Source organism: Niastella yeongjuensis (assembly GCF_900110245.1).
Taxonomy (GTDB): domain Bacteria; phylum Bacteroidota; class Bacteroidia; order Chitinophagales; family Chitinophagaceae; genus Niastella; species Niastella yeongjuensis.
The window spans coordinates 40,930-54,335 of record NZ_FOCZ01000009.1 but is presented as its reverse complement, the minus strand read 5'-3'; the positions used below and the strand labels follow the sequence as shown (position 1 = coordinate 54,335).

13 protein-coding genes are annotated in these 13,406 nt (G+C 44.2%); 12 read left to right on the top strand and 1 reads right to left on the bottom strand.

Features of this window, described 5'->3' with window-relative positions:
- Positions 1-510 precede the first annotated feature (510 nt).
- The 5 genes from BMX95_RS22790 (at position 511) to BMX95_RS22770 (ending at position 5,912) form a co-directional block, all read left to right on the top strand.
- On the top strand, positions 511-981 hold the full coding sequence (locus BMX95_RS22790) for a RidA family protein (RefSeq protein WP_081202048.1): 471 nt from the start codon (positions 511-513) through the stop codon (positions 979-981).
- 104 nt (positions 982-1,085) lie between these two features.
- Complete coding sequence (locus tag BMX95_RS22785; protein ID WP_081202046.1) at positions 1,086-2,303, top strand: aminotransferase class V-fold PLP-dependent enzyme; 1,218 nt, start codon at positions 1,086-1,088, stop codon at positions 2,301-2,303.
- 104 nt (positions 2,304-2,407) lie between these two features.
- The gene (locus BMX95_RS22780) at positions 2,408-3,670 is read left to right on the top strand and encodes an amidohydrolase/deacetylase family metallohydrolase (RefSeq protein ID WP_081202044.1); all 1,263 of its coding nucleotides are present in this window, start codon (positions 2,408-2,410) and stop codon (positions 3,668-3,670) included.
- Between the two features lie 14 nt (positions 3,671-3,684).
- A complete protein-coding gene (locus BMX95_RS22775; RefSeq protein ID WP_090519574.1) occupies positions 3,685-4,611 on the top strand; it encodes an RraA family protein in 927 nt (308 codons plus the stop codon).
- Positions 4,612-4,772: 161 nt separating this feature from the next.
- Positions 4,773-5,912 (top strand): bile acid:sodium symporter family protein, encoded by a 1,140-nt coding sequence (locus BMX95_RS22770; protein ID WP_081202040.1) that lies wholly within the window; start codon positions 4,773-4,775, stop codon positions 5,910-5,912.
- Here the strand turns inward: BMX95_RS22770 and BMX95_RS22765 are convergent.
- Positions 5,863-6,243: a winged helix-turn-helix transcriptional regulator gene (locus BMX95_RS22765; protein WP_081202038.1), complete on the bottom strand. Its 381-nt coding sequence runs from the start codon at positions 6,241-6,243 to the stop codon at positions 5,863-5,865. The genes BMX95_RS22770 and BMX95_RS22765 overlap by 50 nt on opposite strands.
- Positions 6,244-6,500: 257 nt before the next feature.
- Between BMX95_RS22765 and BMX95_RS22760 the strand changes: the two genes are divergently transcribed.
- From BMX95_RS22760 to BMX95_RS22730, 7 genes are all read left to right on the top strand, one after another.
- Entirely contained in the window at positions 6,501-7,202 is a 702-nt protein-coding gene (locus BMX95_RS22760; protein WP_081202036.1) for a DsbA family oxidoreductase, read from the top strand.
- 144 nt (positions 7,203-7,346) lie between these two features.
- Positions 7,347-7,919, top strand: a complete 573-nt coding sequence (locus tag BMX95_RS22755; protein WP_081202034.1) for a YceI family protein — start codon at positions 7,347-7,349, stop codon at positions 7,917-7,919.
- A 23-nt stretch (positions 7,920-7,942) separates the two neighbouring features.
- Positions 7,943-8,476 carry a YceI family protein gene (locus tag BMX95_RS22750; protein WP_081202032.1) on the top strand — a complete coding sequence of 178 codons (534 nt, stop codon included), beginning with the start codon at positions 7,943-7,945 and terminating at the stop codon, positions 8,474-8,476.
- Between the two features lie 15 nt (positions 8,477-8,491).
- Entirely contained in the window at positions 8,492-8,881 is a 390-nt protein-coding gene (locus BMX95_RS22745; RefSeq protein WP_081202030.1) for a hypothetical protein, read from the top strand.
- Positions 8,882-9,218: 337 nt separating this feature from the next.
- A complete protein-coding gene (locus tag BMX95_RS22740) occupies positions 9,219-10,454 on the top strand; it encodes a Pycsar system effector family protein (protein WP_081202028.1) in 1,236 nt (411 codons plus the stop codon).
- Between the two features lie 13 nt (positions 10,455-10,467).
- Positions 10,468-12,531, top strand: a complete 2,064-nt coding sequence (ppk1, locus tag BMX95_RS22735) for a polyphosphate kinase 1 (RefSeq protein ID WP_081202026.1) — start codon at positions 10,468-10,470, stop codon at positions 12,529-12,531.
- Positions 12,532-12,538: 7 nt separating this feature from the next.
- Positions 12,539-13,405, top strand: coding sequence for an SdiA-regulated family protein (locus tag BMX95_RS22730; protein WP_081202024.1), 867 nt, complete (start codon positions 12,539-12,541; stop codon positions 13,403-13,405).
- The last annotated feature ends 1 nt before the right edge of the window (position 13,406 follow it).

The following is a 13,406-nucleotide window of genomic DNA, read 5'->3' as shown; positions in this document are numbered from 1 at the left end:
ACCAATTTGTAAACGGTGGTCCACGCTAATGAACGTGAGTACCTGAAAATATTATTTTATATAAGGCATAGAACCTATGAGAACGCCAAAAATATAATAGTAGTAGCATTGTGCATCCCGTATTGGTTAAGGTCAGCTTTATAATCTGTAAGACCCTTATCTATAGTCATAACAATTGAAATGACTAAGAAGATAAACCACAGCTGAACTTATTATATGAAAAACCAAACCCCGGCGGTTCCGTCGGGGTTTTATTTTTCCCACAGATCCTGGAAGTTGAATTAGTTAAAAAATGTATGTGATTTAGGGACTGGCGTTGCAAAATTTGCGTGATTTTTAAATTCGACCAGGCTAAAAAATGCTAAAATGTAGCCAATATGGACTTGTATTGTGCTTTTATTGCAAATAATTTGCATTATTTTTTGCAGATTTGGTAGATAGGGCTAAATTAGTGGAAGTAATTCTAAGTAAGTCTTTCACCATCATTAACGCTTAAAAAGAGAATTGCACATGATAACTGAACGCAGAAATGCATTGAAAAAATTGTTTGCCTCCGTTGCCGGAACTATAGGATTGGGATTATTTGCAAAAGCCGAAACTACCTCCGGCAAATCCAATGAAAAAGAAGTGTTTAATGTTGTAACAGACGACCAGGATGTGCCGCTTTTCGCAAGCGCCACCAAATACAATGGATTGGTATACATCGCAGGCATAGGCGCGCATTTTGCGGGCGATGTCAAGGCCCATGCCGATCACGTGTTGAAAGAAATGGAGAAACAATTACAGGCAGCCGGTTCCTCCATGGAAAAGGTATTGAAAGTGAATGTGTATCTGGATGATATCAAGGATTGGAAGGACATGAATGAAGTGTATAAGGGCCGCTTTGGTAAAAAGCCACCGGTTCGTACTACCGTGGCCGTTGCCAAAGGCGGTGTGCCTGGTGATTCTTTAGTTGAAATGGATTGCATCGCCTATGTTTAGTTGGTGGCTTATTAACAGGCATACTGACCCAATCGAACAGATTCCATCATCATTGCTCCGTCCGGTCCCCACCAGCGGGCGGGCAGTAACCACAAATCATCTGTATGCAACGGAGAGAATTGATCAAATTGTTTTCACTGATCCCCTATGCAGGCAGCGTTTCCCTTATTCCCTGGGGAACAGCCGCCGCCGCACCCGCGAATGCTGAAAAACGAAATCTATTTAAAGAACTGGGTATTCGCACCTTTATAAATGCTGCGGGCACCTTTACTGCCATGACCGGTTCGCTAATGCATGATTATGTACTGGAAGCCTACCAAACCGGCGCTACTGAATTTTGCATGCTCGATGAGCTGCAGGATAAAGTAGGAGAGAAGATTGCCGCATTGGTGCACTCCGAAGCGGCAGTGGTTACCTCCGGCGCCTTTTCTGGCATGACCCTGGGCCTGGCTGGTATTTTAACCGGAATGGACCAGCATAAAGTAGAACAACTGCCACACCTGGATGGAACAGGTATGAAGTCGGAAGTGATCATTCAAAAAGCACATGAAATAGTATATAACCATGCTTTGAAGAATACAGGCTGTAAAATAATTTATGTGGAAACTGCTGCAGAAGTGGAACAGGCCATCAACGAGAAAACAGCCTTGTTACACTTTTTAAATATAGAAGCCGATAAAGGCAAAATAAAACATGAGGAATGGGTAGCCATCGGCAAAAAACACAATATTCCCACCTCTATTGATATCGCTGCTGATGTGCCACCGGTCTCAAACCTGTGGAAGTTCAACGATATGGGATTTAGTTTCGTGGTGATCTCTGGTGGTAAAGCAATACGCGGTCCGCAAAGTGCCGGATTATTGATGGGAAAGAAAGAGATCATTGCAGCGGCCCGATTGCACATGCCGCCCCGCGGTTTTAATATTGGCCGTGGTTTTAAGGTAAATAAAGAAGAAGTGTTAGGCATGTATGTAGCCCTTGACAGATACATTAAAGAAGATCACAATAAAGAATGGAAAGCGTGGGAAGCAGCCACTGCGGTAATTGACAATGCTGCCAAATCTGTTAGCGGCGTAACTACCAGTATCACCGTGCCGGCATTAGGTAATGTAACGCCCACTTTACAGATAGCATGGGACGCGGGAAAAGTGAAGTTGTCAGGTAAAGACCTGCAGGAAAAATTACGCAGTGGCGCTCCTTCTATTGAGATCGGTGGAGTAAAAGATAACGGCATCACGGTTACTGTTTGGATGTTGAAACCTGGCCAGGAGAAAATTGTGGCTGGCAGGATCAAAGAAGAATTGATAAAGGCAGTTGGTTAAATTAGTTATAGGAAAGGCGATGATTTGACAACCCGGCCAACCCCTGTTGGATACGCCCGCAGGGGCGCTGGGACATTATTAACTGCTTATCAAACTCCAAACCAATGGGCAAACCGAGTATTTTACTTGCTCTCTTAACGATTGTATGGCATATCTCCACAGCACAGAACTATGCTATAGTTATAAAAGGCGGACATGTAATCGATGCAAAGAATAATATAAATGAAGTGATGGATGTTGCCGTGAATGACGGCAAAATAGTTCGGGTGGCAAAAAATATTGATGAGTCAAAAGCAACGCAGGTTGTTAATGCAAAAGGGCTATATGTAACTCCCGGCCTTATCGATGCGCATGTACATGTTTTTTATGGAACCGATTCCGAACGTGCTTACAGCAATGGCCCCCTGGCCGTAATCCCCGATGCTTTTACTTTCAGAAATGGCGTAACTACTGTGGTAGACGCCGGCAGCTCAGGCTGGCGAAACTTTCCCCTCTTTAAAAAACAGGTGATCGACTTATCCCAAACCCGGGTGCTCGCCTTTTTAAATATCGTAGGCGAAGGCATGCGGGGTGGAGTATACGAACAGGATACCCAGGACATGGATGGTAAGCTCACAGGTATGACGGTCAAACGATTTCATGATTATATCGTTGGCATTAAAGTAGCGCATTATGTAGGTAGTGAGTGGACGGCTGTTGATGAAGCAGTGAAAGCGGGCACCATGGCCGGTACGCCGGTAATGATCGATTTTGGCGGCAGCAATCCGCCGTTATCTATCGAGGACTTGTTTATGAAACATTTGCGGCCCGGCGATATTTTCACCCATTGCTTTGGCCAGTTGCGTGATCGTGAGCCAGTGGTAGATGTGAATACGCAAAAAGTGAAACCCTTTGTACTGGAAGCAAGAAAAAAAGGAATTGTATTTGATGTGGGGTATGGTTCCATCAGCTTTGCCTTCTCACAGGCTATACCTGCTATAAAAAACGGGTTCTACCCCAACTCCATCAGCACCGATATTCATACCAATAGCATGAACGCTGCCATGAAAGACCTGTTGAATGTAATGTCGAAACTCATGAGTGTGGGTATGAGCCTGCAAAGTGTAATACAGGCTGTTACCTGGAACCCGGCACAGGAAATAAAACATGAAGAACTGGGGCATTTGTCTGAAGGCGCCGTTGCTGATATAGCTATCCTGGGTATGCGCGCCGGTAAATTCGGGTATTTCGATTATACAGGATATAAAGTGGAAGGAACGCAAAAGCTGGAGTGCGAAATGACTATCAGGGGCGGAAAAATTGTATATGACCTCGATGGACTTGCAGCGCCCATTACAACTATAAAACCGGGCGGCGGCAGCCATTAAAATAGTAACTGATCATGAAACGGATTTTTATTATAACGATTGTTTGGCTGGCAGGTATGGTTACAAAAAGTGTGAAGGCACAAACGATTCCACGCGATGAACTCATTTTTCTAACGGCTGAATGGAAAGGCGAGCGGTTTTCCGATGGCCGGCCAAAGATCCCGGATGACCTTATTCGCCGCGCCCGTAATATTGCCATCGAAGATGCCTGGACGATCCTGAACAACGAAGGTTATACCTGTCAGTATGAAGGCAACTGGAAAACGGTGCACACTGATACGCCGGTAGTAGGCCGGGCTTTAACGGCTTGTTTTATGCCCAGTCGTCCGGATGTGGAGAAGAATATAAAAGAAAGGGGAAAGAAGGATGGCCGCGTGGGGAATACCAACAGCTGGCCCATTGATATGCTAACAAAAGGTGATGTGTATGTCGCTGATGGCTTTGGGAAAATTTCTGGTGGAACATTAATTGGGAGTAACCTGGGTAATGCCATTTACAGCAAATCGGGTAATGGTGTTGTTTTTGACGCCGCCGCCCGCGACCTGGAAGGCCTGTCGGAAATAAAAGGTTTCAATGCGTATGTACGTGACTGGGACCCGTCTTACCTGAAAGAAGAAGTACTGATGGGGTTGAATTCGCCCATTCGAATTGGGCATGCCATGGTAATGCCGGGCGATCTGGTGATTGCCAAAAAGGGCGGGGTGTTGTTTATTCCGGCCCACCTGGCCGAAACGGTGATCGTGACCGCGGAGTTTATTACGCTGAAAGACAAATTTGGCATCAGTATGCTAAAAGCTGGTAAATACACGCCCGGGCAAATTGATAACCAGTGGACAGATAAAATAAAACAGGATTTTCTGGACTGGTTACAAAAGAACCCCGGCGAGATCCCCATGACCCGCACCCAGCTGGATGAATATATGAAGAAACGAACGTGGTAAGCGTAATGGGCTAATGAGCCAACAGGCTGATGTGCTAACATCGGGCCTGGCTTATTGCTTAAAGCTAACAGCTTACAGCTGTTCATGCAACCTCTGGCTTTTAAAAAACATCTTTCACCATTGAAAATTGACTTTTGACCATCCACATTTCACGACGAACCATGACAAAGATTGCCCTGCCAATCGCTGCTATATGTTTAATAGCCTTTATTGTTTTCAGTGTAATTGATAGCACCGCATTTGCAGGCCCCTGGCTGATCGCCTTTTTTCTAAGTTTATCCATCGGTTTCAGGGCATATGCCGCATTGAAAGGATTTTCTTTTACCCTGTTGATCTTTGCCGCAGTTACAACCGCTTTATATTATCCACAATACTTCTCCACCTGGCATGGAATAAAACTGGCGTCGTTTTTTACGCCTTTGTTACAGATCATCATGTTTGGAATGGGCACCGAAATGGGGCTTAAAGACTTTGCCGGTGTAATAAAAATGCCCAAAGCTGTGCTGATTGGTTTATGCGGACACTTCACTTTTATGCCGCTGGCCGGTTATACGCTGGCCCGCCTGTTTAACTTTCCCCCCGAAATTGCAGCCGGGGTTGTATTGATTGGCAGTATGCCTTGTGGTATGGCCTCCAATGTAATGTCGTACCTGGCCAATGCTAATTTAGCATTGTCGGTAACCCTAACGGCCATTGCTACTCTGCTGTCCCCCTTTTTAACACCCATGTGGATGAAAATACTGGGCGGGCAATTTATTAAGGTAGACGCATTGGCCATGATGTGGGAGATCGTCAAGATTGTGGTAATACCCATTGGAGCTGGTTTGCTGTTCAACAGGTTCTTTAAAGGAAAGGTCGGCTGGCTCGATAAGATCATGCCACTGATCTCGATGTTTGGCATCGCATTCATAATTGTGATCATTGTGGCGGCTGGTCGTAATAATTTGATCCTGATCGGTCCGGCATTGATTATATGTGCCCTTATTCACAATACCACCGGCTATCTGTTTGGTTTCTGGATAGGAAAACTATTTGGCCTGCCTGAACGCGATGCACGTACGATCGCTATTGAAGTAGGGATGCAAAACGGTGGACTGGCATCGGGTTTGGCAAAAGCAATGGGCAAGGCTGCTACATTAGGATTGGCGCCTGCAGTCTTTGGGCCGTTGATGAATGTAACAGGGTCTATACTGGCATCTTACTGGCACAGAAATCCACCGGTTGATAAAGAGGTTGACAGGGTTGATGAGGTTAACCGAATCCAACCCTATGAGCATACTTCTCCCTATTCTTCAAAATAGCTTCCATATGTTGCTCTGCCCACAACGCCAATTGCTCAATATGCGGCAATAAACTTCTGCCCAGATCAGTCAATTCATACTCTACCCTTGGCGGGATCTCAGGATATAAGGTCCGGGAGATCAGTCCGTCGGCTTCCAGCGACCGCAAGGTCACCGTCAGCATCTTTTGGGAAATATCGCCTATCTGCTGGTTCAACTCATTAAACCGCTGCTTTCCAACATGCCCTAAGGTGGAAATGATCAGGATGCTCCACTTGTCGCCGAAGCGGTCCAGGATCTGGCGGATCGAACAATTTAAATGTTCTGATTTTTTTTCATTACAATTTTTCATGTCTAAACATTGATAATCAGTGTCACTTCCCTTCGTGTTAGTTACTTACATACAGGTAACTATTTTGTTGGTATTAACTTACTTATTAACTTTGACTCTCCAAAAGAGAGTAAGGCTCCTTTAGGATGCAAGTTAAAATAAAAAACTAAGTATCACAAGTTCTGGTAAAGTTGACCCAACCAAATTTTTTATAAGTAGCTAATGATAAGCTGCTTATGTTGACGTACAGAACGAAGGGTGCTTAAAAGGAATAAATTATGAAAGTAGAAATCTGGTCAGATGTGATGTGCCCGTTTTGCTATATCGGCAAACGGCGTTTTGAAAATGCGCTGCAGGAACTGCCTTTTAAAGACGAAATAGAAGTTGAATGGAAAAGTTTTCAGCTCAACCCCGACCTGGAATACCAGCCTGGTCGTAAAATAGACGAATACCTGGCTGAACGCAAAGGTTTTTCAATAGAAAAGGCCAAAGAGTTGAATAATTACGTAACCGAGATGGCCGCCCAGGAAGGGTTGACATATGATTTTGAAAAAGCCGTGGTGGCCAATTCATTCGATGCGCACCGTTTTGCGCACCTGGCGAAAAAACAGGGTAAAGGCGATGCGGCGGAAGAAAGCCTGTTCAAGGCCTATTTTACAGAAGGAAAGAATATTTCAGACTACGACACGTTGGTGCAATTGGGAACAGCTATCGGTTTAGACAGTACAGCTGTAAAACAGGCGCTGGAAAACGAAGACTATACCAAAGAAGTGTATAAGGACATTGCCGAAGCCGATGCAATAGGTGTACGTGGTGTGCCGTTTTTTGTGATAGATCGCAAATATGCCGTATCAGGCGCCCAGGCGAAAGACGTATTCACACAAGCGCTGGAGCGTTCTTATTCGGAATGGAAAAAAGATAATACAAAATTCACTACCATAGATGGAGAAGTTTGTTCTCCGGATGGAGATTGCAAATAAGATTAATATATTTGCGCCCCCCTAAACGCTTACTGAAGCGATTGCCCCTCACATTTAGCCATATGTAATTTTTCCAAACGGAAAATTTGGAAAGGTTATAGGCATGCTATTATCAATACATTAAATACTCAAACAAATAGAAACATGAAAAAAGCAACTATCATCGCAGCGTTATTGATTTCATCTGCAGCAACAACGTTTGCACAAACCTGGTCTGTAGACAAAGCACACTCAAGAATTGGTTTTAACTTCACTCACCTGCAAGTAGCGGAACTGGGTGGAACTTTCAACAGCATCGATGGCAAGATCACTTCAGCAAAGCCTGATTTTTCTGATGGAGCGGTTGAATTTTCTGCTGATATCAACAGCATCAATACCGATAACGAGCAACGTGACAAACACCTGCAAACTGCTGATTTCTTCGATGCTGAAAAATTCCCTAAGCTGACTTTCAAAAGCACTTCATGGAAAAAAGTGGCCGACAAGAAATACAAAGTAACTGGTGACCTCACCCTGCATGGTGTTACAAAACCAGTTGTACTGGATGTTGTACTGGGCGGAACCGGTGTTCACCCACAAACTAAAAAACCAATCGCTGGTTTCAAGATCACTGGTACAATCAAACGTACAGATTTCGGCATTGCTCCAGCTTTACCTTCTGTAATGGTAAGCGACAATGTTAATCTGTCTGCAAACGCTGAATTCGCACAAGACTAATTAGTTTCAATAAGATTTAGAATATGAAGAAGCTGATCTTTTCTATGGCAACACTGCTGGTTATTACAGCAGTGTTCGCCTTCAGTGTAGCTCAAAAATGGGCTATTGCTGATAAATACAGTATCAAATTTTCGAGCAGCGAAGTAGCCGGGATCTTTAAAACTTTTTCCGGAAACATAGATTTTGATGAGCAAAATCCAGCCAGCTCAAAATTTGATGTAACCATTGATGTAAACTCTATTAATACAGGTAACGGCTTACAAAACAAACACGCCAAAGGCGAAGAATGGTTTGATGCCGCCAAGTACCCTGCTATTAAATACACTTCTAAAAAGATTGTAAAGGCAGGTACAGGTTACCAGGTAACAGGCGACCTGTCCATAAAGGGCGTATCTAAAGAGTACACCATCCCCTTTACCTTTAAAAAAGCCGGTGCCGGCGCCACCTTCAATGGCAGTTTTACTGTTAACCGTTCAGATTTCAAAATCGGTAAACCCGGTGGTGAAGTAGGCGAACAGATAAAAATTGACGTAGCTGTTCCGGTTACAAAGGGCTAATAAACCACAAATAGTATGTTTAAAAGATTATTATTACTGGGGTTAATTTCGGGGGTGTTGGCCGCTGTGGCATCGTTGATCTATCAAAAAGTATATTTTACTACAAATGAGATCGATTTTACCGGGACTATAAAACCCGTTACCGTTTTTCTTATTTGTATACTGGGCGGCTTACTGGCATCTACCGGTTATGGAATACTAACCAAATGGCTGCCCCGTTATGGCGAGATCATATTCAATCTCGTTTTAACGATCGTAAGCTTTGTGACAATTCTTGGTCCCATTGCCTATAAATTTCCACTGGAATTTGAAAGTCCCGAATTTTTCCCGGGGTTGGCCATCCCCATGCACTTCTTTCCCGCATTGGGCTGGTACACGTTGAAACCCCTGTTTATAAAGAAATAAGCGCAACGCTTAAACGGGCTGTTGATGTAAGCCTGCAAAGGCGAGGGCCGGAAGTTTTTTTGGACGAATATAGATTCAGCATGGAGCTAAAAAAACGGATGATAGTTGTATGCTTCCGGCCATTTTTTCTCCCCCATGGGATATTAATATAGATTAATACTGCTCAGGCGTCCCGATTCCATCGGGGCGCTTTTTTTGTGTTGAACCGCTTCCGGTGCGTACTTAATGATAAATGCCCCTACCTTTGGCTATACAGACATAATTCTCAATAGCTGTACAAATAGCTTTGGCTGATTATATTTGTTAAATACTTGTAGACAGTAAAAGAATCTCTCATATGAATTACTACACGTTACTGGATGAAATAAAACAATACGTAACCGCCTTCTTTCAGACCCATGCAAATGATAAATTAATTTATCATAACCTGGGGCATACCGAAAATGTAGTGAATGCAGCTATTGAGATTGCCAATCACTACCGGTTGAGCGACCTGGATTATTTTGTTGTGGTAACGGCTGCCTGGTTTCATGACATCGGTTACTATACCGATCCCACGCGGCATGAGGAAAAAGGTGCAGAAGAAGCGGCGGCTTTTTTGAAAAGACAGGGCATTGATGAAACCACTATTCAAACCGTAGCCAATTGTATACGGGCTACCAAATTGCCCCAAAACCCTACAACCCTGCTGGAAAAAATAGTGGCCGATGCCGACCTGTTTCATTTGGGCACCTCCCGGTTTACGGACACTAATAAGGCCATGCGAAAAGAGTTCATCGAATTACATAATATCGACATCAGTAAGGAAGAATGGCGTATAAAAACCATTCGCCTGCTTGAGTCTCATCACTATCATACCGACTACGCCCAGTTGCTGCTGAACGATGCCAAGGCGAAACACCTGGAAAAGCTGAAAGAAAAGCTGGTAGAAAAGAATCCGGAATTAAAGAATCAGGTGGCGCCCATTCAGACGCCGGGCATAAAACCAAAATTAAAGCCCCTGATCTCCGACGATGATGGTATCAGTAAGGCAAAACAAAAAAACCGGCCCGAGCGGGGGATCGAGACCATGTTCCGCATCACTTCCGGTAACCACCAGCGGCTCAGTGATATGGCCGACAGCAAGGCGCATATTATGATCTCGGTGAATTCAATTATCATTTCGGTACTGCTTAGTGTATTGTTGAAGAACCTGGAACAATTTCCCCAATACACGGTACCGGCCATGTTGCTATTAGCCGTTAGCCTGGTTACCATTGTATTTGCCATCCTGGCTACCCGGCCCAATATTCCCAAGGGTACTTTCACGCAAACAGACATCAATGAAAAACAGGTGAACCTGTTGTTTTTCGGGAATTTCTTTAAAATGAGCATGGAAGACTATACCTCGGGTATGTTACAGATGATGGATGACCGCGACTTTTTATACCGCAGTCTTATCAAAGACGTGTATTCACAAGGTGTGGTACTGGGTACCAAATACCAGCGCTTACGCATTTCCTATAATGTGTTCATGTACGGATTAATTGTTTCAGTGATCGCTTTTTCCATTGCCGCCATACTAACTACTTGAAACCGGTAATAGCATGCAATCTGAATTTTTCGATAGAGACCTTAGCTGGCTCGCATTTAATGGAAGAGTTCTGGAAGAAGCAGGAAGTGAAAACGTTCCCTTGCTGGAACGCATCAAATTCCTATCTATCTATTCCTCTAACCTCGACGAATTTTACCGGGTACGCATGCCCGCTGTATTGGCCCTGGAAAAATTACAGGCAAAAGGGGATGAAGAAATAACCGAACACGTTAAAACGGATGTACTGCTGCAGATCATAGAGATCATTAACCAGCAGCAGGAGCGGTTCGGAGCTATTTTCACCACGGAGATTTTACCCCTGCTGAAAGAGAAGGGCATTCATTTATTATACAATGAGCCCATTCCGGCCAGTATAAAAGAGGAAGTATCGGATTATTTCTATACACAGGTAATGGCCTTTTTGCAACCAGTGTACCTGTCTGTCTCGGGCGTTAAGTTCTTTCCCGAAAATAACAAACTCTACCTGCTGGTTGTGATAGAAGGTGAGCGGGGATTTGATGAGCTGGTGATCATCAATATTCCATCCGATAACCTGCCGCGGTTCTACCCGGTAAAAAGAGGAGATGAACAATACGTTGTTATTCTGGATGATATTATAAAAGATAATCTTTCAGCCATTTTCAAACATACCGTTATAAAAGGGTGTTATAGTTTCAAAATTACCCGCGATGCCGAACTGGAAGTGGAAGATGATTATACAGGCGATATTGCCCGTAAAATTGAAGAACAGTTAACCAAACGGGATTTTGGATTAGCTACCCGTTTGCTGCATGAGCCCGGCATTCAACACGAACACCTGCGATTACTAACGTTGGCCCTGAAGCTGCAACATGCCATGATGGTACAGGGCGGCCATTATCACAATCTGAAAGACCTCGGTTCTTTCCCCGCGAAAGAAGCAGCCATGAGTTATGAGCGCTGGCCTGCTATTGCCGTAAAGGTAAGCGAGGGCTTCGTGTCTTTATTTGAAGAAGTAGAAAACAAAGATATTATACTGCATCCGCCATTCCAGTCGTACGACATGGTATTGCGTTTTTTTAATGAGGCGGCTGTTGACCCGGCCGTTACGGAAATATACGTGACCCTGTATCGTATTGCCAGCGATTCGCGTATTGGCAATGCGCTGGTAAGTGCGGCGAAGAATGGCAAAAAGGTATCGGTACTGGTAGAGTTAAAAGCCCGGTTCGATGAAGCCAATAACATTCGCTGGGCCAAAAGAATGAAGGCAGCCGGAGTAAAGATCATTTACAGCGCCGCCTCATTGAAAGTACATGCCAAGATAGCATTGGTAAAACGCAAAAAGGAAAACCGCATTTCGTATGTGGGCCTGCTGGCAACAGGCAACATGAATGAAAGTACTGCACGCTTTTATACCGATCATATCCTGTTTACCGCGCATCCGGAGATCCTGCGTGAAATGGAATTGTTGTTCATCTTCCTGGGGCACCGGAAAAAAGCCGGTAATCCCGGTCTTGTTACATTCAACCAGATCCTGGTAGCGCAGTTCAACCTGCAGCAACGTTTTCTGCAATTAATTGACCGGGAAATTGAAAATGCCCGCGCGGGAAAGGACGCAGCCCTCACCATCAAGATGAACAACCTGGAAGAAAAGGTTTTGATTAAAAAGTTGTATGAAGCCTCACAGGCCGGGGTGAAGATCCGGATGATCGTGCGGAGCATTTGTTGTTTAAAACCCGGGGTGCCCGGTTTAAGCGAAAATATTACGGTAACCCGGATTGTTGACAGGTACCTGGAGCATGGTAGGATCTTTGTGTTTCACAATAACGGCGAACCCGAACTATACATGGGGTCGGCCGACTGGATGAACCGGAATATCTACCGCCGAATAGAAGTTTGTTTTCCGGTGTACGATGAAGACATTAAAAAGCAGGTGTTGAAAATCCTTCAGCTGCAATTGCAGGACAATGGGCAGGCTGTTCAAATTGATCAGCAGCTCAACAATATCCCGTTACCAAAAGAAGGCACCCTGCTGTACTCGCAACAGGCTATTTATAATTATCTGTCAGGCCTTGCTTCGCCGAACAGGCTTAAATAAATTGATTATGCAAATAAAAAAGATAATACCGGTTGTGTTAATGGTGGTAAGCAGTATTGTATTATCAACCGCCTGCTCGCAAAAGCGGAAATTTGATGGGCCTAAAGGGTATAACATCAATACGCCGCAGAAGATCGTTATGCCTACCAGTTTGCAGGAGATCTCCGGCATTGCCTTTTATAAAGCCACCCCTGATACGGTTTATGCCGAGCAGGATGAAGATGGCAAGGTGTTTTTTCTGAAGCCGGGTGATCACCATGCAACGGCCTTTAAATTCGGTAAACATGGCGATTATGAAGATATTGCCATCAGCAACAATTTTGTTATCATGTTGCGCAGCAATGGCACCCTGTTCACATTCCCATTTGCTGACCTTCGTCAGGAAGAATCGCAGCATGTGGTGGAATGGAAAGACCTGTTGCCAAAAGGAGAATATGAAGGCATGTATGCCGATGAGGTCAGCGGGTTGATCTATATTATTTGCAAGAACTGTCCGGATGAAAATGACAGGAGAATTGCAAAAGGATATATATTGCAGCTTAATAATCAGGGACAGCTCAGTCAACATGGTGACTTTGCAGTAAATGTGAAGGATATTGACAAGATCATTGGTGAGAGAAAATTCGAATTTCGTCCATCCGCCCTTGGGCAAAACCCCCGTACTAAAGAGTGGTACATCATTTCATCAATAGGCAAATTATTGGTGATTACCGATAGCAACTGGAAAGTGACAGCGGTATATAAATTAAATCCAGCCCTGTACATTCAACCGGAAGGAATAGCTTTTGATAAAAACAGCAATCTGTATATATCCAATGAAGGCGGAGATCTGCATTCTGGAAATATTTTAAAAACTGTTTGGACTGGAAAATAAA

What these genes read in the sequence shown, in the direction of transcription:
- BMX95_RS22790 (WP_081202048.1), top strand. Translation starts at nt 511, where the DNA reads ATGATAACTGAACGCAGAAATGCATTGAAAAAATTGTTTGCCTCCGTT.
- BMX95_RS22785 (WP_081202046.1), top strand. Translation starts at nt 1,086, where the DNA reads ATGCAACGGAGAGAATTGATCAAATTGTTTTCACTGATCCCCTATGCA.
- BMX95_RS22780 (WP_081202044.1), top strand. Translation starts at nt 2,408, where the DNA reads ATGGGCAAACCGAGTATTTTACTTGCTCTCTTAACGATTGTATGGCAT.
- BMX95_RS22775 (WP_090519574.1), top strand. Translation starts at nt 3,685, where the DNA reads ATGAAACGGATTTTTATTATAACGATTGTTTGGCTGGCAGGTATGGTT.
- BMX95_RS22770 (WP_081202040.1), top strand. Translation starts at nt 4,773, where the DNA reads ATGACAAAGATTGCCCTGCCAATCGCTGCTATATGTTTAATAGCCTTT.
- BMX95_RS22765 (WP_081202038.1), bottom strand. Translation starts at nt 6,243, where the DNA reads ATGAAAAATTGTAATGAAAAAAAATCAGAACATTTAAATTGTTCGATC.
- BMX95_RS22760 (WP_081202036.1), top strand. Translation starts at nt 6,501, where the DNA reads ATGAAAGTAGAAATCTGGTCAGATGTGATGTGCCCGTTTTGCTATATC.
- BMX95_RS22755 (WP_081202034.1), top strand. Translation starts at nt 7,347, where the DNA reads ATGAAAAAAGCAACTATCATCGCAGCGTTATTGATTTCATCTGCAGCA.
- BMX95_RS22750 (WP_081202032.1), top strand. Translation starts at nt 7,943, where the DNA reads ATGAAGAAGCTGATCTTTTCTATGGCAACACTGCTGGTTATTACAGCA.
- BMX95_RS22745 (WP_081202030.1), top strand. Translation starts at nt 8,492, where the DNA reads ATGTTTAAAAGATTATTATTACTGGGGTTAATTTCGGGGGTGTTGGCC.
- BMX95_RS22740 (WP_081202028.1), top strand. Translation starts at nt 9,219, where the DNA reads ATGAATTACTACACGTTACTGGATGAAATAAAACAATACGTAACCGCC.
- ppk1 (WP_081202026.1), top strand. Translation starts at nt 10,468, where the DNA reads ATGCAATCTGAATTTTTCGATAGAGACCTTAGCTGGCTCGCATTTAAT.
- BMX95_RS22730 (WP_081202024.1), top strand. Translation starts at nt 12,539, where the DNA reads ATGCAAATAAAAAAGATAATACCGGTTGTGTTAATGGTGGTAAGCAGT.